This window comes from Streptococcus infantis, assembly GCF_047463315.1.
In the GTDB taxonomy this organism is placed as follows: domain Bacteria; phylum Bacillota; class Bacilli; order Lactobacillales; family Streptococcaceae; genus Streptococcus; species Streptococcus infantis_AB.
In genome coordinates, this window is sequence record NZ_JASHEB010000006.1 from 42,418 (window position 1) to 62,598 (window position 20,181).

The window sequence follows — 20,181 nt, forward strand, 5'->3', positions numbered from 1 at the left end:
AAGTATGAAAATAAATCCAAACTATTTAGGCCGACTTTTTACAGAACAAGAATTAAGCCCTGAAGAACGACAACTGGCGGAGAAGCTGCCAAGCATGAGAAAAGAGAAGGGGAAACTCTTCTGTCAACGATGTGATAGTATGATTCAAGATGAATGGTCTCTACCTATTAATGCTCATTACTGCCGAGAATGTTTGTTGATGAAGCGAGTTAGGAGTGATCAGGCCTTATATTATTTCCCTCAAGAAGATTTTCCTAAACAAGATGTTCTTAAATGGAAGGGACAATTGACTCCATTTCAAGAGAAAGTATCAGAAGGATTACTTCAGGCAGTAGAGAACCAGCAACCGACTTTAGTTCATGCAGTGACTGGCGCTGGGAAGACAGAGATGATTTATAAAGTTGTTGCGAAAGTTATTAATGATGGTGGCGCAGTTTGTCTAGCAAGTCCACGGATAGATGTTTGTTTGGAATTGTATAAGCGATTGCAGAATGACTTTGCTTGCGAAATAGCTTTACTGCATGGTGAGTCTGAACCATACTTTCGGACACCACTAGTTGTTGCAACAACTCATCAATTATTAAAGTTTTACCACGCTTTTGATTTACTAATAGTAGATGAAGTAGATGCTTTTCCCTATGTTGACAACAAGATGCTTTACAAAGCTGTAAAGAATTGTGTAAAGGAAAATGGACTCAGAATTTTTCTCACTGCAACTTCTACAGATGAGTTGGATAAGAAGGTTCGCTTAGGAGAACTGAAAAGGTTGAGTTTGCCAAGGCGGTTCCATGGAAATCCTTTAATTATTCCAAAACCCGTTTGGTTATCTGATTTGGATAAATGTTTGGATAAGTTTCTCCTACCACCAAAGCTAAAAAGATATGTTGAAAACCAGAGAAGAACTGGCTACCCCTTACTAATATTTGCATCAGAAATTACAAAGGGAGAGAAGTTGAAGGAAATCTTACAAGAGAAATTTCCAAATGAGAAAATTGGTTTCGTATCCTCAGTTACTGTAGATAGATTAGAGCAAGTTCAAGCTTTTAGGGATAGGGAATTGACCATATTGATAAGCACAACAATATTGGAGCGCGGAGTTACCTTCCCTTGTGTTGATGTCTGTGTCGTAGAAGCAAACCATCGTCTTTTTACAAAATCAAGCCTCATTCAAATTGGAGGACGTGTAGGTCGTAGCATGGATAGACCTACAGGAGATCTAATGTTCTTTCATAATGGATTAAATCGTTCGATTAAGAATGCTATAAAGGAAATTAAACTGATGAACAAGGAGGCAGGCCTATGATTTGTTTACTATGTGCCCAACATTTGAAGAAAAATCTAACCTTTGGAGAGCTTCTTTTTTTGAAAAAGGAGGAGGGCTCACTTTGTTTAGCTTGTTACTCAAGTTTTGAAATGATTGGGGAAGAACATTGCCCAAATTGTCATAAAAAAGGAGTGTCAAGTTCGTGTCAAGATTGTCAACTATGGTGTAAAGAAGGGATTGAAGTAAGCCATGAAGCGATTTTTAGTTATAATCAAGCCATGAAAGACTTCTTTAATCGTTACAAATTTGATGGCGATTATATTCTCCGAAAAGTTTTTGCTATGATTTTAAAAGAGAATTTAAAAAAATACAAGGATTATCATTTTATTTTAATACCGTTAAGCCCTGAGAGGTATGCAAAAAGAGGTTTTAACCAGGTTGCAGGCCTAATAGAAGCGACAGGACTTTCCCATCTGGATGTATTAGGGAAAAGAGAAGAAAAAGCAAATTCTTCTAAAAATCGTTCAGAGCGTTTGGCCACGGAACTTCCGTTTTTTATTAAAGATGGTGTCACGGTCCCCAAAAAGATTTTATTGATTGATGATATATATACTACCGGAGCGACTGTTAACCGTATCAAGAGTATGCTAGAGAATGCAGGAGCAGAAGAGGTTAGAACATTTTCCCTCGTAAGATGAGGAAAAAGATTGCAATAATTTTTTGAAAGCGTTATAATAAATATAGAAAAACAAATATGTTTAGAAAGAAGGTACTTATATGATTAAATATAGTATCCGTGGTGAAAACCTAGAAGTAACAGAAGCAATTCGTGATTATGTAGTTTCTAAACTCGAAAAGATCGAAAAATACTTCCAAGCAGATCAAGAACTAGATGCACGTGTAAATTTGAAAGTGTATCGTGAAAAGACTGCTAAGGTAGAAGTAACAATTCCACTTGGATCTATTACTCTTCGTGCAGAAGACGTTTCTCAAGATATGTATGGATCTATTGATTTGGTGACAGATAAGATTGAACGTCAAATCCGTAAAAATAAAACTAAAATTGAACGTAAGAACAGAAATAAAGTTTCTACTAGCCAACTATTTACAGATGCCTTGGTAGAAGAGACAGATGTTGCTCAACCTAAAGTTGTTCGTTCAAAACAAATTGATTTAAAACCAATGGACCTTGAAGAAGCACTTCTTCAGATGGACTTATTGGGCCATGATTTCTTCATTTATATCGATGTTGAAGATGAAACAACAAATGTCATTTATCGACGCGAAGATGGAGATATTGGTCTTCTTGAAGTGAAAGAATCATAATACTTAATATGCTTAGATTAAAAAGGTGGTTTACACTAGTGTAAACCACCTTTTGTGTTCATGAATACTACATTTGAGCACAAGTGTTATTCCTTCTTTAAAGGTCGCTTTTTCAGTGCAAATATGGTATAATATTGCGCAAGAGGTTTGTAATGAAAAAAAATGAAATGAATCCCTTTTTTATATACTTATTTGTTGGGATTGCCTTTATAATCATGACTGTATTGGTTATTTTTCTTCAAAATAACTTAGTCACAATAGCATGCTTATTTTTCTTAATGGTGGCATTTCTTTTGCTATTTTATTTTCAGAAGAAATCTTATCAAAAAACAGAAATTGAACAAATCCAGTACGTAAACCATCAAGCGGAAGATAGTTTAAGTTCACTCTTAGAACAGATGCCGGTTGGAGTTGTCAAACTAAACATGGAAAGTAGTGAGATTGAGTGGTTCAATCCCTACGCAGAGTTAATGCTGACAACGGAAGATGGAGAAATTGACCTTCCTCAAGTTCAAGAAATTATAAAAACATCCATATCTTCTCCTGGAATTTATGCAAATGTGGGAGAAAAACGTTATGCGGTACATCTAGATAGAAATTCTGGTGTGCTCTACTTTTTTGACGTTTCTGGAGAGTACGAAGCCACAGTAGAATTGGTTACAAGTCGCCCTGTTATTGGTATTATTTCGGTAGATAATTATGATGATTTAGAGAACGAAACATCTGAATCTGACATCAGTCACATTAATAGTTTTGTTGCAAATTTTGTATCAGAATTTACTGGAAAATATCAGATGTTTTCTCGTAGAGTGACCATGGATCGTTTTTACTTATTTACCGACTATACGGTATTGGAGCAATTGATGCAGGATAAATTTTCTGTAATTGATACCTTCCGTGAAGAAGCTAAGCAGAGAGATTTAGCCCTAACCATGAGTATGGGCTTGTCATACGGTGATGGCGATCATGAGGGTATTGGTAAAGTTGCTTTATCAAATCTCAACCTTGCAGAAGTTCGTGGTGGAGACCAAGTTGTTGTCAAAGAAAATGACGAAACGAAGAATCCAATTTATTTTGGTGGTGGAACGGCGGCTTCTATTAAGCGAACAAGAACACGTACTAGAGCTATGATGACAGCAATCTCTGAGAAATTGAAGAGTGTTGATCATGTTTTCGTTGTTGGTCATAAAAACTTAGACATGGATGCTTTGGGCTCTGCGGTCGGAATGCAATTGTTCTCGAGTAATGTCTCGGATGAAAGTTATGTAGTCTATGATGCTGAACAAATGTCTCCTGATATTCATCGCGCAATTCAATTTTTAGAGAATGAGGGAGTAACAAAACTCCTTACTCTAAATCAGGCTATGGAAATGGTCACTAATCGTTCTTTGCTTATAATGGTGGACCACTCTAAGACAGCCTTGACCTTGTCAAAAGAGTTTTATGATTTATTCACGCAAACGATTGTTATTGACCATCATAGACGAGATCAAGATTTCCCAGATAATGCAGTGATTACCTATATCGAGAGTGGCGCAAGTAGCGCAAGTGAACTTGTGACAGAGTTGATTCAATTCCAGAATTCTAAGAAATCACGCTTAAGTCGCATTCAAGCAAGTGTTCTCATGGGTGGTATAATGCTAGATACCAAGAATTTCACCTCTCGTGTGACCAGTCGAACATTTGACGTAGCGAGCTATCTAAGAACACGTGGAAGTGATAGTATTGTAATTCAAGAACTTGCAGCGACTGACTTTGAAGAGTATCGATTGGTGAATGAACTCATCTTGCAAGGACAGGCTGTACAACCTTCTATTCTTGTCGCTCAGGCCAAGGATACTAAGGAATATGATACTGTAGTGATTAGTAAAGCAGCCGATACGATGCTGGCCATGTCAGGTATTGAAGCTAGTTTTGTCATTGCAAAAAACCGCCAAGGGGATATTTCCATTTCTGCACGAAGTCGTAGTAAGATTAATGTGCAACGGATTATGGAAGAATTGGGTGGCGGAGGCCACTTCAACTTGGCAGCTGCTCGACTTGCAGATATGAGTCTGCAAGAAGCGGGTGATAAACTAAAAACCGTTATTTCTAATGAAATTAGAGAAAAGGAGACAGAAGAATGAAAGTAATCTTTTTAGCAGATGTAAAAGGAAAAGGGAAAAAGGGCGAGATCAAGGAAGTGCCAACAGGTTATGCGCAAAACTTTTTGATTAAGAAAAACCTTGCTAAAGAAGCGACTTCTCAAGCAATTGGTGAGTTGCGCGGGAAGCAAAAATCTGAAGAAAAAGCACATGCTCAACTTCTTGCAGAAGCACAAGAAATTAAGGCGAAACTTGAAGCAGAAGAAACAATTGTTGAGTTTGTTGAAAAAGTTGGTCCAGATGGAAGAACTTTTGGTTCAATTACTAGCAAGAAAATTGCTGAAGAACTCCAAAAACAATTTGGAATTAAAATTGATAAACGTCATATTCAAGTTCAATCTCCAATTCGAGCAGTTGGCTTGATTGATGTTCCGGTAAAAATTTATCAGGATGTAACTAGCGTCATCAATCTTCGTGTAAAAGAAGGCTAAGCTAGATTTGAGTAATGATTTTGTAAAAGGAAGGAAAGTCTGATGGCAGAAGTAGAAGAACTACGAGTTCAGCCCCAGGATATTTTGGCAGAACAATCTGTATTGGGAGCTATATTTATCGATGAGAGTAAACTCGTATTTGTTCGAGAATATATTGACTCTCGAGACTTCTTTAAGTATGCTCACCGTTTGATTTTTCAAGCCATGGTTGATTTGTCAGATCGAGGCGAAGCCATTGATGCAACGACTGTTCGTACGATATTAGATGATCAAGGTGATTTGCAAAATATTGGTGGCTTGTCCTACCTTGTTGAGATTATAAACTCTGTACCAACCTCTGCAAACGCTGAATATTATGCAAAGATTGTAGCAGAAAAGGCCATGCTTCGTCGCTTGATTGCTAAGTTGACAGAATCTGTCAATCAAGCTTATGAGGCCTCTAGTCCTGTAGATGAAATCATTGCACGAGCAGAAAAAGGTTTGATTGATGTCAGTGAGAATGCGAACCGTAGTGGTTTTAGAAATATTCGAGACATTTTAAATCTTAATTTTGGGAATCTGGAAGTTCGATCACAACAAACGTCGGATATTACGGGGATTGCTACTGGTTATCAAGATTTGGATCATATGACAACTGGTTTGCACGAGGAGGAGTTAATCATTCTTGCTGCTCGTCCTGCGGTTGGTAAGACTGCTTTTGCCTTGAATATTGCTCAAAATATTGGAACCAAGCTTGACAAGACCGTTGCAATTTTCTCTCTCGAGATGGGTGCTGAGAGTCTGGTCGATCGTATGTTGGCTGCCGAAGGACTAGTAGAGTCTCACTCTATCCGTACAGGGCAATTGACTGAGGAAGAGTGGCGCAAATATACGATTGCTCAAGGTAATCTTGCAAAAGCAAGTATCTATATTGACGATACCCCTGGAATTCGAATTACGGAGATTCGTTCACGCGCCAGAAAATTGTCTCAGGAAACAGGCAATCTTGGATTGATCTTGATTGACTACCTGCAGTTAATTACAGGAACTGGTCGTGAGAACCGTCAACAAGAGGTTTCAGAGATTTCACGTCAGTTGAAAATTCTGGCCAAGGAATTGAAGGTGCCTGTTATCGCGCTAAGTCAGCTGTCACGTAGTGTTGAGCAACGTCAAGATAAAAGGCCAGTATTATCAGATATTCGTGAGTCTGGATCTATCGAGCAGGATGCGGATATCGTAGCCTTTCTCTATCGAGATGACTATTATGAGCGTGGTGGTGAAGAAGAGGAAGGACTTCCAAATAACAAGGTAGAAGTTATTATTGAGAAGAACCGTAGCGGGGCACGTGGAACGGTAGAATTGATTTTTCAAAAAGAGTATAACAAGTTTTCAAGTATTTCGAAGAGAGAGGAACAAAGATGACAGATGCATTTACAGATGTAGCCAAGATGAAAAAAATCAAAGAAGAAATCAAGGCGCATGAAGGACAAGTCGTGGAAATGACCTTGGAAAATGGTCGTAAACGCCAAAAGAATCGCTTGGGAAGACTTATTGAAGTTTATCCATCGCTCTTTATCGTTGAATTTGGGGATGTTGAAGGGGACAAACAGGCCAACGTCTACGTTGAATCCTTCACCTATTCTGATATTTTAACGGAAAAGAATTTGATTCACTATTTGGATTAAGGTTGAAAGTGGGAGTTTTCTCACTTTTTTCTTTTTCTTTCGAATGATATAAATGAGGTCAACCTCAAAAATTTATCTATTCGAAGGAGAATGAATGACATATAGTAAAAAGGGAACTTTTCTTAAGAGAACGACAGTGGGGACAGCTTCCCTACTGTTAGCAGGTGCTTTTTTGTTTGGCGGAGGAGCTGTTCATGCCAATCAGGCAAACAATGGCTCACTGGCACGAGGAGATGATTATCCCTATTATTATAAAAATGGAAGTCAAGAAATTGATAAATGGCGTCTATACTCCAGACAGTGTACATCTTTCGCTGCCTTTCGTTTAAGTAGTGTTAATGGATTTGAACTACCAGCTGCTTATGGGCATGCGAAAGAATGGGGATACCGTGCTCAAAAAGAAGGATATCGTGTAGATCAGAGACCAGCGATTGGAGCTATTGCTTGGAGTACGAGGGGAACACATGGCCACGTAGCTTGGGTTTCTAACGTGATTGGAGACATGGTTGAAATCGAGGAGTACAATTACGATTATACAGAAACGTATTATCGTAGAATAGTAAAAGCAAGCTCTATGACTGGTTTCATTCATTTTAAAGATGTGGGGAATGCTAGTGTAGGAAATTATCAATCTGTACTAGCTTCTAGTGGAACTCATTACTTTACAGAAAAGGCAGCTATTATGAATCAGCCATCATTGACATCTACTATTATCGATTACTACGAACCTGGAATGAGTGTTCATTATGATCAAACTCTTGAAAAGGATGGCTATAGATGGATTAGTTATATTTCAAGAAGTGGGAACAGACGTTATATCCCCTTAATTAAAACGGTAACCTCGAAGAGTGGATGGGAAAAACAGGGAACAATCTGGTACTACTATGAAAATGGCAAAGTCGCACTTGGATGGAAAAAGATAAACGGCAGTTGGTACTATTTCCAAACTAATGGTTCAATGAGAACAGGTTGGCTAAAAGACGGTTCCAAGTGGTACTACTTGAAATCATCTGGAGAAATGCAGACAGGATGGTTGAAGGATAAGGGTATTTGGTATTATCTCGAAAGCTCGGGTGCTATGAAAGCTAGTCAGTGGTTCCAGGTTTCAGGGAAATATTATTACGTGAACGCATCTGGAGAATTGGCAGTAGATACGACTATCGATGGTTTCCAAGTTGATAGCAATGGTGCGCGAGTTGAAAAAACATCCCAATAAGCCTTGACCGATAATCTAACTCTTGGCAATGGTATTTTTCCCTGCTTTCCTTTATAATGGGTGTATGGACAAGAAAAAATTATTATTGATTGATGGATCTTCAGTTGCTTTCCGAGCATTTTTTGCACTTTACCAGCAGCTGGATCGTTTTAAAAATGACAATGGCCTACATACCAATGCAATCTACGGTTTTCACCTGATGCTAAATCACCTATTGGAACGTGTTCAGCCAAGCCATATTTTGGTTGCTTTTGATGCAGGGAAGACGACTTTCCGTACAGAGATGTATGCAGACTATAAGGGCGGTCGTGCTAAGACACCAGATGAGTTTCGGGAGCAATTCCCCTTCATTCGTGAGTTGCTAGACCATCTGGGGATTCGCCACTATGAGTTGGCTCAGTATGAGGCGGATGATATCATTGGAACTCTTGGTCGCTTGGCTGAAAAGGAATCTTTTGATGTAACAATCGTCAGTGGAGATAAAGACTTAATTCAGTTGACGGATGAACATACGGTAGTTGAGATTTCTAAGAAAGGTGTCGCCGAGTTTGAGGCCTTTACCCCAGAGTATCTCATGGAAAAGATGGGCCTCACACCAGCTCAGTTTATTGATCTTAAGGCCCTTATGGGGGATAAGTCTGACAATATCCCTGGGGTGACCAAGATTGGTGAAAAGACTGGTATTAAGCTCTTGTTAGAACACGGCTCACTCGAAGGTATTTATGAAAATATCGATGGCATGAAGGCTTCCAAGATGAAGGAAAATCTCGTAAATGACAAGGAACAGGCCTTTTTGTCTAAAACACTGGCAACTATTGATACCAAGGCGCCAATTGAGATAGGTCTAGATGACTTGGTTTATAGTGGTCCAAATGTAGAAAGTTTAGGTAAATTCTACGATGAGATGGGCTTTAAACAGCTCAAACAAGCCTTGAATGCTTCTCAGGCGAATCAATCTGAGACTTTGAATTTCACCATGGTGGACAAAGTGAGTGAAGACATGCTGAGTGCCGACTCTATCTTCCACTTTGAACTTTTTGGTGAAAACTACCATACAGATGACTTGATTGGTTTTGCCTGGTCATGCGGAGACAAGCTCTATGCTACAGATAAGCTGGAACTCTTGCAGGCTCCGATTTTTAAGGATTTTCTAGAAAAAACACCTTTGAAAGTATATGACTTTAAGAAAGCTAAAGTTCTCTTAAATCGTTTTGGCTTGGACTTGCAGGCTCCTGCTTTTGACAGTCGCTTGGCCAAATACCTTCTCTCTACTGTAGAGAATAATGAAATTTCAACCATTGCTAGTCTCTATGGTCAAACTTACCTAGTCGATGATGAGACCTTCTACGGTAAGGGTGTCAAGAAAGCTATCCCTGAGAGAGAAATCTTCTTGGAGCACTTGGCTCGCAAGGTTGCTGTGCTGGTTGAGACAGAGCCTGTATTGCTTGAAAAGTTAAGTGAAAACGGACAATTAGACCTTCTCTATGATATGGAGCAGCCTTTGGCCCTTGTTCTTGCTAAGATGGAAATCGCTGGGATTAAGGTTAAAAAAGAAACTCTACTCGAGATGCAAGCTGAAAATGAGCTTGTCATTGAAAAGCTAACTCAAGAGATTTATGAATTGGCTGGTGAGGAGTTTAACATCAACTCGCCTAAGCAGTTGGGCGAACTACTTTTTGAAAAGCTAGGTCTCCCTATAGAATACACCAAGAAAACCAAGACAGGTTACTCAACAGCAGTGGATGTGCTAGAACGCTTAGCTCCTATTGCCCCAATCGTCAAGAAAATTTTAGATTATCGTCAGATTGCTAAGATTCAATCGACTTATGTGATTGGTTTGCAGGATTGGATTTTAGCGGATGGCAAGATTCACACGCGCTATGTGCAAGATTTGACTCAGACAGGTCGTCTATCTAGTGTGGATCCAAACTTGCAAAATATCCCTGTTCGCTTGGAACAAGGTCGCCTCATTCGTAAGGCTTTCGTGCCAGAGTGGGAGGATAGTGTCCTTCTCAGCTCGGACTATTCACAGATTGAGTTGCGAGTTTTGGCGCATATCTCTAAAGATGAGCACTTAATCAAGGCCTTCCAAGAGGGAGCTGATATCCATACCTCGACAGCCATGCGTGTCTTTGGAATTGAACGTCCTGAGGATGTGACTCCGAACGACCGCCGCAATGCCAAGGCTGTCAACTTTGGAGTGGTTTACGGAATTTCAGACTTTGGTTTATCCAATAACCTAGGTATCAGCCGTAAAGAGGCTAAAGCATACATCGATACCTACTTTGAACGCTTCCCAGGAATTAAAAATTACATGGATGAAGTGGTTCGTGAAGCGCGTGATAAGGGTTATGTAGAAACTCTCTTCAAACGTCGTCGTGAGTTGCTAGATATCAATTCGCGTAACTTTAACATTCGTGGTTTTGCAGAGCGTACAGCTATCAACTCACCGATTCAAGGATCGGCTGCAGATATTCTCAAAATCGCTATGATTCAGCTAGATAAAGCCTTGGTGGCAGGTGGTTATCAAACTAAGATGCTGTTACAAGTACACGATGAAATTGTTCTTGAAGTGCCTAAGTCAGAATTGGCATCCATTAAAAAAATCGTCAAACAAACCATGGAAGAAGCCATTCAACTCAGTGTGCCACTGATTGCTGATGAAAATGAAGGCGTAACTTGGTACGAAGCTAAGTAGAGCTTGTTTAAAACTAAAGACAAAAATCCCCTCAGTCTATTGAGGGGATTTTATCAAATTTGGAATGGTAACTTCCGGAGAAATTATTTGAGATAATCCACAACCTGTGGAAAACTATTTATCAATTTGATAGTCAATCATAAAGTGGTATGAAAACAAGAGACAGGAATCATTTACGATATACTAGTAACTAGTAATCTTTGTAGGAGTATATTTTTTGGGGCTTAAGGAGCTAGTCAAACTTAATGAGAGAGAGTTCTTTTATATCCTTTTCAGGCGTGTTAGTATTCTATCTTTTTCCACAACCTGTGGAAAACTTAGAAGCAACTAGCTACTAATTATGCTTCGGTAACCAGCTGAGGGTAAAGTTGAGAGATTGGGCATTTAGTAAATCTTGGTGGTTGACACTCTGAACTTCTTTTCCATCAAGATGACAGTCTTGTACAAAGTGGAAGTGTTCATAATTTTGTTGAGTACGAACATCCAACCACTGATTTTTTTCTGCCAGATAGACACGAAGGTGATCAAAGAGCGGAATTCCAAGATCATAGCTTGCTTTTCCTGGGCAGGTTGGGTAAAGCCCAAGAGCAGACCAGACATACCAAGCCGAAAGACTACCATTATCCTCATCGCCCGGATAAGCATCCCAGCTAGCTCGGAAGGCTTTCTGACGGAGGGTCTTGATTAAGAGACTAGTATATTGGGGATAACTACTGTAGCGGAACAGATAAGGGATGTGGAAACTTGGTTGGTTTGAAATGGCTAGTTGACCAAATTGCGCTGTTGCCATCTCGCTCATCTCATGAATTTCATATCCATAGCCAGTCGTTTCAAAAAGTGGGAGACTTTGACAAGCTTTCAAAAGATAGTTGCTAAAGGCTTTTTCCCCTCCCATTAGTTGGCTAAGTCCAGAAATATCGTGTAAGACACCGAGACTGGCTTGAATAGCTGAACACTCAGCGTAGTCACGACCCCAACTATAGGGAGAAAAGTCAGGACGGAAGTTGTCATCTACATCACGCGCCCTCATGTAACCCGTCTCAGAGTCAAATAGATTCTGATAGTTTTTAGAATATTGAGCATAGGTTTGAGCCAGATCTTCTTGACCTAATTTTTCAGCACAAGTAGAGATACAAAAATCGCTGTAGGAATAATCTAGCGTATGACTGACACTTTCGTGGTAGTCTGTGGATAAATAGCCCAGTTCTTGGTATTGGCTTAGGCCGTGTCGCCCGTTGATAGCTTTTGGATCTCCCTTAGTAGCAGTTTCAATCATGGCTTTGAGAAATTCTTCTTCAAACTCAGGTGCCATATCCTTGCAGGCACTATCCGCAAGAAGGCCATCAATCAAAGTTCCAGGCATCATTCCTCTTTCGTCAGGAGCCAGCCACTTAGGGAGATACTCGGTATCTCTATAGCTATTGAGGAAGCCTTCAAGAAACTGACGATAGTGCTCTGGAATAATCAAGGCAAAGAGTGGGAATGAAGTGCGGAAGGTATCCCAAAAACCATTGTTGGTAAAGAATAGCCCTGGTTTGATAGTCCCTGAAGCAAGGTCTATATGAATATTCTCGCCTTGCTCATTTACCTCATAGAAGGTTTGTGGGAAAAGCAAGAGTCTATAAAGACAGTGATCAAAAAATGTTCGGTCTACAGAGCCAGTTTCCACGACATCAAAACGGCCTAGAAGGTCTTCCCAACTTGCTTTAGCCTCTGATTTCGTTTCTTCAAAGTCTTTTCTAGGCAGATTAAAGAGGGCCTGTTCTTTAGAAATAAAAGAAGTAGCTAGTTGAACCAGAGCTTCTGCTCCAGCCAAGTCGATACACCAGTTTTGCCCCACTTGATTGATAGATAGAATATCCGTAGAGAATACGAGAGCAGTAAACATGACGAGGGGACTTTTGTTGGTTTCGGTTAATCCGCTTTGACCAAGGCTGACAGTACGCTCATCTATTTGCTCTAATGATAAATCATCAGCTGCATGCAGATAGAGTGAGATCTTCTTGCCTTGTATCTGTCTTAGTTGAATAGAAGCCCCATAGCAAGTCGGACTTAACTGGGTTTCAATCTGATAACGCTCAGAAAAAATTCTGAGATAATGGGGATTGAAAATAGCACGATCAAGGTTATAAGAAGACTGACGATGGAAGAGGGTGTCTCCGCTGATTTCTCCTGTAACAGGAGTCAGTAGCAACCAAGAATAATCGCCAATCCAAGGGCTAGGCTGATGGGTTAGTCGAATGCCCTGAAATATGGGAAGATGGGGATCAAAAAACCAAGATCCTTCCTGGTCACTCGTTTGTGGAACAAAGTAATTCATCCCAAAAGGAACTCCAGCGTATGGTAGTGTATTTCCTCGTGAAAATGCATGTTTACTGGCTGTTCCAAAACGCGTATCTATGGTTTCAAGTATAGGTTTCATAGAATATCCTTTAGTCGTTTTCTACATTATATCAGAAAATTTAGCCTTTAGAAAAGGAGTTTTAAATATAACAATTTTGTAGAAAAATGACTATCATTTGTGTATATATTTTCTGGGCTAAAAGCTATATACTGAAAATGAAAATCTGTTTGAAAGAGGCAAAATAGTTTATGGTTTATTCTAAAGAAATCGTTAGAGAGTGGCTGGATGAGGTAGCGGAGCGTGCCAAGGATCATCCTGAATGGGTAGATGTCTTTGAACGTTGCTACACGGACACTTTAGACAATACAGTTGAAATTTTAGAAGACGGCTCGACCTTTGTGCTGACTGGGGATATCCCAGCTATGTGGCTTCGGGACTCGACTGCTCAGCTTAGACCATACCTTCATGTGGCAAAAAGAGAACCTCGTTTGCGCCAGACCATTGCTGGTTTGGTTAAACGCCAGATGACTTTGATTCTCAAGGATCCCTATGCCAACTCTTTCAATATTGAGGAGAACTGGAAGGGTCATCACGAGACAGACCATACAGACCTCAATGGCTGGATTTGGGAACGTAAGTATGAAGTGGATTCGCTTTGTTATCCCTTGCAATTGGCTTACCTTCTTTGGAAGGAAACTGGTGAGACTAGCCAATTTGATGAGACTTTTGTTACAGCGACCAAGGAAATCCTTCACCTTTGGACCGTGGAGCAAGATCACAATAACTCACCATACCGTTTCGTCCGTGATACCGATCGTAAGGAAGACACCTTGGTAAATGATGGATTTGGTCCTGACTTTGCCGTGACAGGGATGACCTGGTCAGCCTTTCGTCCAAGTGATGATTGCTGTCAGTATAGCTATCTGATTCCATCCAATATGTTTGCGGTCGTTGTCTTGGGTTATGTCCAAGAAATCTTTGCAGAATTGAATCTAGCTGATAACGAGAGCATTATTGCTGATGCCAAACGTCTCCAAGCTGAGATTCAAGAAGGTATCGAAAATTACGCCTACACTACAAACAGCAAGGGTGAAAAAATTTATGCCTTTGAGGTAGATGGTTTAGGGAATGCTAGCATCATGGATGATCCGAACGTGCCAAGTTTGTTGGCTGCTCCATATCTTGGTTACTGTGATGTCAATGACGAAGTGTATCAAGCCACTCGTCGCACCATTCTGAGCCCGGAAAATCCTTACTTCTACCAAGGAGAATACGCTAGTGGACTCGGAAGTTCACATACCTTCTACCGCTATATCTGGCCGATTGCTCTATCTATCCAAGGATTGACAACGACGGATAAGGCGGAGAAAAAACATTTGCTAGATCAACTCGTTGCCTGCGATGGTGGAACAGGTGTCATGCACGAAAGCTTCCACGTAGACGATCCGACTCTCTATTCTCGTGAATGGTTCTCATGGGCCAACATGATGTTCTGCGAATTGGTCTTGGATTACCTAGATATTCGCTAATGAGCCTTAGCTCAATAGGTTCTTGTAAAGAATCACAAATCTATTTTTAAATTTAAGTTAGAATGAGGTTTTACTCATGGAAAATGTTGTTGTACATATCATCTCTCACAGCCACTGGGATCGTGAGTGGTATCTACCTTTTGAAAGTCACCGTATGCAATTGGTGGAACTTTTTGACAATCTTTTTGATCTTTTTGAAAATGATCCTGAGTTCAAGAGTTTCCACCTAGATGGACAAACCATCGTCCTCGATGACTATTTAGAAATTCGTCCTGAAAACCGTGACAAGATGCAGCGTTATATCGACGAAGGCAAGCTCAAGATTGGACCATTTTACATCTTGCAGGATGATTACCTGATTTCAAGTGAAGCCAATGTCCGCAATACCTTGATTGGCCAAGCTGAATGTGCTAAATGGGGCAAATCTACTCAAATTGGTTACTTCCCAGATACCTTTGGAAATATGGGGCAGGCTCCTCAAATCCTTCAAAAATCAGGGATTCACGTAGCAGCCTTTGGTCGTGGTGTCAAACCGATCGGCTTTGACAACCAAGTCCTCGAAGACGAGCAATTTACCTCTCAATTCTCTGAGATGTACTGGCAGGGTGCTGATGGTAGCCGTGTACTCGGTATTCTCTTTGCTAACTGGTACAGTAACGGGAACGAAATTCCAGTTGATAAAGATGAAGCCTTGACCTTCTGGAAACAAAAATTGGCAGACGTTCGTGACTATGCTTCTACTAACCAATGGTTGATGATGAACGGCTGTGACCACCAACCAGTTCAACGGAACTTGAGTGAAGCCATTCGTGTGGCAAACGAACTTTTCCCTGACGTGACTTTTATTCATAGCTCCTTTGATGAATACGTTCAAGCAGTGGAAAGTGCACTTCCTGAACACCTATCAACAGTTACAGGTGAGTTGACTAGCCAGGAAACTGATGGTTGGTACACCCTTGCTAACACCTCTTCTTCACGCGTTTATCTCAAACAAGCCTTCCAAGAAAACAGCAATTTGTTGGAGCAAGTAGTAGAACCTTTGACCATCATTACTGGTGGACATAACCACAAGGATCAATTAACTTATGCTTGGAAAGTACTCTTGCAAAATGCACCACACGATAGCATCTGTGGATGCAGTATTGATGAAGTACACCGTGAAATGGAAACTCGTTTTGCCAAGGTCAACCAAGTTGGAAACTTTGTCAAGACCAACCTTCTCAATGAGTGGAAACATAAAATAGCAACTCAAGAAGCGCAAAGTGACCACCTCTTTACGGTTGTCAATACAACTTTACATGACAAGGTTGATACAGTCAGTGTTGTAGTGGATGTTGTGACTTGTGATTTCAAAGAATTGCATCCAACAGAAGGTTACAAGAAGATGGTAGCTGTGACCTTGCCAGATTACCATGTTCAAGATTTGGATGGCCATGTCCTTGAAGCCAAGATTGAAGACTTGGGAGCAAGTTTTGGTTATACCTTGCCTAAGGATAAATTCCGCCAACCATATATTGCACGCCAAGTGCGCGTGACAATCCCAGTCCACCTTGCTCCGCTTTCTTGGGCAAGCTTCCAATTGGTCGAAGGTCAAGTAGATCACCGTGATGGTATTTACCAAAATGGAGTCATTGATACACCATTCGTGACAGTGAGTGTAGATGAAGGAATTACAGTCTACGACAAGACTACTAACGAAGCCTACGAAGATTTCATCCAATTCGAGGACCGTGGAGATATCGGGAATGAGTACATTTATTTCCAACCAAAAGGAACTGAACCAATCTACGCTCAACTGAAAGGCTATGAAGTCATAGAAAACAATGCTCGCTATGCAAAAATATTGTTCAAACATGATTTGACTATTCCAGTTAGCGCAGATGAAAAATTGGACGCTGAACAAAGAGGTATCATCGAGTTCATGAAACGAGATGCAGGTCGTTCAGAAGAGTTGACAACCATTCCTCTTGAAACAGAAATGACTGTCTTTGTGGACAATCCACAGATTCGCTTCAAGACTCGCTTTACCAATACAGCCAAAGACCACCGCATTCGTCTCTTGGTCAAAACTCATAACACACGCCCAAGTAATGATTCTGAAAGTATCTATGAAGTTGTGACAAGACCAAATAAACCGGCAGCTTCTTGGGAAAATCCTGAAAATCCACAACACCAACAAGCCTTTGTCAGCTTGTATGATGATGTAAAAGGCGTGACCGTATCCAATAAAGGATTGCACGAATACGAAATCCTTGGAGACGATACTATGGCTGTAACCCTTCTCCGTGCTTCAGGGGAGCTAGGTGACTGGGGCTACTTCCCAACACCAGAAGCCCAGTGTTTGCGCGATATCGAAGTTGAGTTTGCAGTAGAATGCCATCAAGCAGGGGAACGTTTCTCAGCCTTCCGTCGTGCCAAAGCCTTCCAGGTGCCATTTACAGCTCTTCAAGTTGCAAAACAAGAAGGTAGCGTCGCTGCAACAGGTAGTCTCTTCAACCATGCAGCCCTCAACTTGCCACAAGTCTGCCCAACAGCCTTTAAGGTAGCTGAAAATGAAAAAGGTTATGTTCTTCGTTACTACAACATGAGCCAAGAAAATGTTCGCGTGTCGGACAAACAACAAACCATTCTTGACTTATTGGAACGCCCATATCCAGTTCATTCAGGACTATTAGCGCCACAAGAAATTCGTACAGAATTGATCAAAAAAGAAGAAATTTAATTTCAACAAGAAAACATAAACAGAAAGGAGGAGCGAAAAAGTAAGAACAAACTACTGACTCGCTCCTTTTTACAGGTGAAATCCATGACCCTTGCAACCATTGATATTGGAGGGACTGGGATTAAGTTTGCTAGTCTCACTCCTGATGGAAAGATTTTAGATAAGGCCAGCACCCCAACTCCAGAAACTCTAGAAGATTTGTTGGCTTGGTTGGACCAGCGATTGTCAGAACGTGACTACCGTGGGATTGCCATGAGTGTGCCAGGAGCCGTTAATCAAGAAACTGGGGTGATTGAGGGAATCAGTGCCATTCCTTACATCCATGGTTTTTCATGGTATGAGGCCCTTGCTCATCACCAGCTACCTGTTCATTTAGAAAATGATGCCAACTGTGTTGGGCTCAGTGAATTGCTAGCTCATCCTGAGATTGAAAATGCAGCCTGTGTCGTGATTGGCACAGGAATCGGTGGCGCTATGATTATCAATGGAAAACTTCACCGAGGTCGTCATGGCTTGGGTGGGGAGTTTGGCTATATGACAACTATCGAGCCTGAAGAAAGGCTCAACAACTGGTCGTTACTAGCTTCTACGGGAAACATGGTGCGTTATGTGATTGAAAAATCAGGTCAGTCTGACTGGGATGGCCGTAAGGTTTACCAAGAGGCTGCAGCAGGAAACGCCCTCTGCCAAGAAGCCATTGAGCGCATGAATCGTAACCTAGCTCAAGGCCTGCTCAATATCCAGTATCTCATCGACCCAGATGTCATTAGCCTAGGCGGCTCTATCAGTCAAAATCCAGATTTTATCAAAGGTGTGCAAGAAGCAGTAGACACTTTTGTCGAAACCTATGAAGAATATACAATTGCTCCAGTCATTCAAGCTTGCACCTATCATGCAGATGCCAATCTCTACGGTGCCCTTGTCAACTGGTTACAGGAGGAAAACCAATGGTAAGTTTTACAGGACTTAGTCCCAAACAGGCCCAATCTATCGAAGTATTAAAAAATCACATTTCTCTACCAGATGTAGAGGTGGCAGTCTCTCAGTCTGATCAAGCTTCTATCTCTATCAAGGGTGAGAATGGGCAGTATCAACTGACCTACAGCAAACCTCATCAACTCTACCGTGCCTTGTCTGTGCTAGTAACAGCTTTAGCAGAAGGGGACAAGGTAGAGATTGAAGAGCAGGCGGCCTATGAAGATTTAGCCTACATGGCGGACTGTTCGCGCAATGCCGTGCTCAATGTCGCATCTGCCAAGCAGATGATTGAAGTCTTAGCTCTGATGGGTTATTCAACCTTTGAGCTCTACATGGAAGACACTTATCAAATTGAAGGACAACCTTACTTTGGTTATTTCCGTGGGGCTTATTCAGCTGAGGAATTACAGGAAATCGAAGCATACGCCCAGCAGTTTGACATGACCTTTGTCCCATGTATCCAAACCCTGGCCCACTTATCAGCCTTTGTCAAATGGGGTGTCAAAGAAGTCCAGCAACTCCGCGATGTAGAAGACATTCTTCTCATCGGTGAAGAAAAAGTCTACGACCTGATTGACGGTATGTTTGCGACGTTATCTAAACTACAAACTCGCAAGGTCAATATCGGAATGGACGAAGCTCACCTAGTTGGTTTGGGACGTTACCTTATCCTGAACGGTGTGGTTGATCGTAGTCTCCTCATGTGCCAACACTTGGAGCGCGTGCTGGATATTGCAGACAAGTATGGTTTCCACTGCCAGATGTGGAGTGATATGTTCTTCAAGCTCATGTCAGCAGATGGCCAATATGACCGTGACGTGGAAATTCCAGAGGAAACTCGTGTTTACCTTGACCGTCTCAAAGACCGTGTCACCTTGGTTTACTGGGATTATTACCAAGATAGCGAAGAAAAATACAACCGCAACTTCAGTAACCACCATAAGATTAGCCAGGATATCGCTTTTGCTGGTGGTGCTTGGAAGTGGATTGGCTTCACACCACACAATCATTTCAGTCGTCTAATCGCTCTTGAAGCCAATAAAGCCTGCCGTGCCAACAAGATTAAGGAAGTCATCGTGACAGGTTGGGGGGACAACGGTGGTGAAACGGCCCAGTTCTCGATTCTGCCTAGCTTACAAATCTGGGCAGAACTTAGCTATCGTAATGATTTAGAGCGTCTATCAGCTCACTTCAAGACCAACACAGGATTATCGGTTGAGGACTTTATGCAACTTGATCTTGCCAACCTCTTGCCAGACCTACCAGATAATCTCAGTGGTATCAACCCTAATCGCTATGTCTTTTATCAGGATGTTCTTTGCCCAATCCTTGACAAGCACATGACTCCTGAGCAGGACAAACCACACTTTACCCAAGCAGCTGAGACTCTTGTTGCTATTAAAGAAAAAGCAGGAAACTATGCTTATCTCTTTGAAACTCAGGCTCAGTTGAACCAGATTTTAAGCAGTAAAGTGGATGTGGGCCGACGCATTCGTCAAGCCTATCAAAAAGGTGATAAAGAGAGCTTGCAACAAATTGCTAGGGAAGAATTACCAAAATTAAGAAGCCAGATTGAAACCTTCCACAAGCTCTTTAGCTACCAATGGTTGAAAGAAAACAAGGTCTTTGGCTTGGATACAGTGGACATCCGTATGGGTGGGCTCTTGCAACGGATCAAGCGCGCAGAAAGTCGCATTGAAAACTATCTAGCAGGCGAAATCTCTCGTATCGACGAACTAGAAGTAGACATCTTGCCATTTAATGATTTCTATGGGGGTAAGGACTTCGCAGCAACGACAGCCAACCAGTGGCATACTATTGCGACAGCTTCGACCATTTATACAACCTAGGAAAACTCTATTCAG

At 41.2% G+C, this 20,181-nt stretch carries 14 protein-coding genes; 13 read left to right on the forward strand and 1 reads right to left on the reverse strand.

The features are described from left to right. Positions 1 to 4: 4 nt before the first annotated feature. The 9 genes from QM857_RS07335 to polA all read left to right on the forward strand — a co-directional run bounded on the left by QM857_RS07335 (position 5) and on the right by polA (position 10,743). Positions 5 to 1,303 carry a DEAD/DEAH box helicase gene (locus QM857_RS07335; RefSeq protein WP_414275537.1) on the forward strand — a complete coding sequence of 433 codons (1,299 nt, stop codon included), beginning with the start codon at positions 5 to 7 and terminating at the stop codon, positions 1,301 to 1,303. Beyond that, positions 1,300 to 1,962, forward strand: coding sequence for a ComF family protein (locus tag QM857_RS07340; protein WP_414275538.1), 663 nt, complete (start codon positions 1,300 to 1,302; stop codon positions 1,960 to 1,962). Before QM857_RS07335 ends, QM857_RS07340 begins: the two co-directional genes overlap by 4 nt. 79 nt (positions 1,963 to 2,041) lie before the next feature. Then, complete coding sequence (hpf, locus tag QM857_RS07345; protein ID WP_414275539.1) at positions 2,042 to 2,590, forward strand: ribosome hibernation-promoting factor, HPF/YfiA family; 549 nt, start codon at positions 2,042 to 2,044, stop codon at positions 2,588 to 2,590. A 278-nt stretch (positions 2,591 to 2,868) separates the two neighbouring features. Continuing rightward, positions 2,869 to 4,716 carry a DHH family phosphoesterase gene (locus tag QM857_RS07350; protein WP_414275586.1) on the forward strand — a complete coding sequence of 616 codons (1,848 nt, stop codon included), beginning with the start codon at positions 2,869 to 2,871 and terminating at the stop codon, positions 4,714 to 4,716. Then, positions 4,713 to 5,165 carry a 50S ribosomal protein L9 gene (rplI, locus tag QM857_RS07355; RefSeq protein WP_004250991.1) on the forward strand — a complete coding sequence of 151 codons (453 nt, stop codon included), beginning with the start codon at positions 4,713 to 4,715 and terminating at the stop codon, positions 5,163 to 5,165. The genes QM857_RS07350 and rplI overlap by 4 nt, the downstream gene beginning before the upstream one ends. Positions 5,166 to 5,207: 42 nt before the next feature. Next, complete coding sequence (gene dnaB, locus QM857_RS07360; RefSeq protein WP_247922285.1) at positions 5,208 to 6,566, forward strand: replicative DNA helicase; 1,359 nt, start codon at positions 5,208 to 5,210, stop codon at positions 6,564 to 6,566. Beyond that, the gene (locus tag QM857_RS07365) at positions 6,563 to 6,829 is read left to right on the forward strand and encodes a Veg family protein (protein ID WP_004250994.1); all 267 of its coding nucleotides are present in this window, start codon (positions 6,563 to 6,565) and stop codon (positions 6,827 to 6,829) included. Before dnaB ends, QM857_RS07365 begins: the two co-directional genes overlap by 4 nt. Before the next feature lie 94 nt (positions 6,830 to 6,923). After that, a complete protein-coding gene (locus tag QM857_RS07370) occupies positions 6,924 to 8,045 on the forward strand; it encodes an SH3 domain-containing protein (RefSeq protein WP_414275540.1) in 1,122 nt (373 codons plus the stop codon). A gap of 64 nt (positions 8,046 to 8,109) precedes the next feature. Next, entirely contained in the window at positions 8,110 to 10,743 is a 2,634-nt protein-coding gene (gene polA, locus QM857_RS07375) for a DNA polymerase I (protein WP_414275541.1), read from the forward strand. A 334-nt stretch (positions 10,744 to 11,077) separates the two neighbouring features. Here polA and QM857_RS07380 read toward each other — a convergent pair whose 3' ends face one another. Further along, on the reverse strand, positions 11,078 to 13,165 hold the full coding sequence (locus QM857_RS07380; RefSeq protein WP_414275542.1) for a GH92 family glycosyl hydrolase: 2,088 nt from the start codon (positions 13,163 to 13,165) through the stop codon (positions 11,078 to 11,080). Between the two features lie 170 nt (positions 13,166 to 13,335). Between QM857_RS07380 and QM857_RS07385 the strand changes: the two genes are divergently transcribed. From QM857_RS07385 to QM857_RS07400, 4 genes are all read left to right on the forward strand, one after another. Continuing rightward, positions 13,336 to 14,616 (forward strand): glycoside hydrolase family 125 protein, encoded by a 1,281-nt coding sequence (locus QM857_RS07385; RefSeq protein ID WP_414275543.1) that lies wholly within the window; start codon positions 13,336 to 13,338, stop codon positions 14,614 to 14,616. 76 nt (positions 14,617 to 14,692) lie between these two features. Beyond that, positions 14,693 to 17,338, forward strand: coding sequence for an alpha-mannosidase (locus tag QM857_RS07390; RefSeq protein ID WP_414275544.1), 2,646 nt, complete (start codon positions 14,693 to 14,695; stop codon positions 17,336 to 17,338). 84 nt (positions 17,339 to 17,422) lie between these two features. After that, positions 17,423 to 18,292, forward strand: coding sequence for an ROK family protein (locus QM857_RS07395; protein WP_414275545.1), 870 nt, complete (start codon positions 17,423 to 17,425; stop codon positions 18,290 to 18,292). Further along, positions 18,286 to 20,166, forward strand: coding sequence for a beta-N-acetylhexosaminidase (locus QM857_RS07400; protein ID WP_414275546.1), 1,881 nt, complete (start codon positions 18,286 to 18,288; stop codon positions 20,164 to 20,166). Before QM857_RS07395 ends, QM857_RS07400 begins: the two co-directional genes overlap by 7 nt. The last annotated feature ends 15 nt before the right edge of the window (positions 20,167 to 20,181 follow it).

What these genes read in the sequence shown, in the direction of transcription:
- QM857_RS07335 (WP_414275537.1), top strand. Translation starts at nt 5, where the DNA reads ATGAAAATAAATCCAAACTATTTAGGCCGACTTTTTACAGAACAAGAA.
- QM857_RS07340 (WP_414275538.1), top strand. Translation starts at nt 1,300, where the DNA reads ATGATTTGTTTACTATGTGCCCAACATTTGAAGAAAAATCTAACCTTT.
- hpf (WP_414275539.1), top strand. Translation starts at nt 2,042, where the DNA reads ATGATTAAATATAGTATCCGTGGTGAAAACCTAGAAGTAACAGAAGCA.
- QM857_RS07350 (WP_414275586.1), top strand. Translation starts at nt 2,869, where the DNA reads ATGGTGGCATTTCTTTTGCTATTTTATTTTCAGAAGAAATCTTATCAA.
- rplI (WP_004250991.1), top strand. Translation starts at nt 4,713, where the DNA reads ATGAAAGTAATCTTTTTAGCAGATGTAAAAGGAAAAGGGAAAAAGGGC.
- dnaB (WP_247922285.1), top strand. Translation starts at nt 5,208, where the DNA reads ATGGCAGAAGTAGAAGAACTACGAGTTCAGCCCCAGGATATTTTGGCA.
- QM857_RS07365 (WP_004250994.1), top strand. Translation starts at nt 6,563, where the DNA reads ATGACAGATGCATTTACAGATGTAGCCAAGATGAAAAAAATCAAAGAA.
- QM857_RS07370 (WP_414275540.1), top strand. Translation starts at nt 6,924, where the DNA reads ATGACATATAGTAAAAAGGGAACTTTTCTTAAGAGAACGACAGTGGGG.
- polA (WP_414275541.1), top strand. Translation starts at nt 8,110, where the DNA reads ATGGACAAGAAAAAATTATTATTGATTGATGGATCTTCAGTTGCTTTC.
- QM857_RS07380 (WP_414275542.1), bottom strand. Translation starts at nt 13,165, where the DNA reads ATGAAACCTATACTTGAAACCATAGATACGCGTTTTGGAACAGCCAGT.
- QM857_RS07385 (WP_414275543.1), top strand. Translation starts at nt 13,336, where the DNA reads ATGGTTTATTCTAAAGAAATCGTTAGAGAGTGGCTGGATGAGGTAGCG.
- QM857_RS07390 (WP_414275544.1), top strand. Translation starts at nt 14,693, where the DNA reads ATGGAAAATGTTGTTGTACATATCATCTCTCACAGCCACTGGGATCGT.
- QM857_RS07395 (WP_414275545.1), top strand. Translation starts at nt 17,423, where the DNA reads ATGACCCTTGCAACCATTGATATTGGAGGGACTGGGATTAAGTTTGCT.
- QM857_RS07400 (WP_414275546.1), top strand. Translation starts at nt 18,286, where the DNA reads ATGGTAAGTTTTACAGGACTTAGTCCCAAACAGGCCCAATCTATCGAA.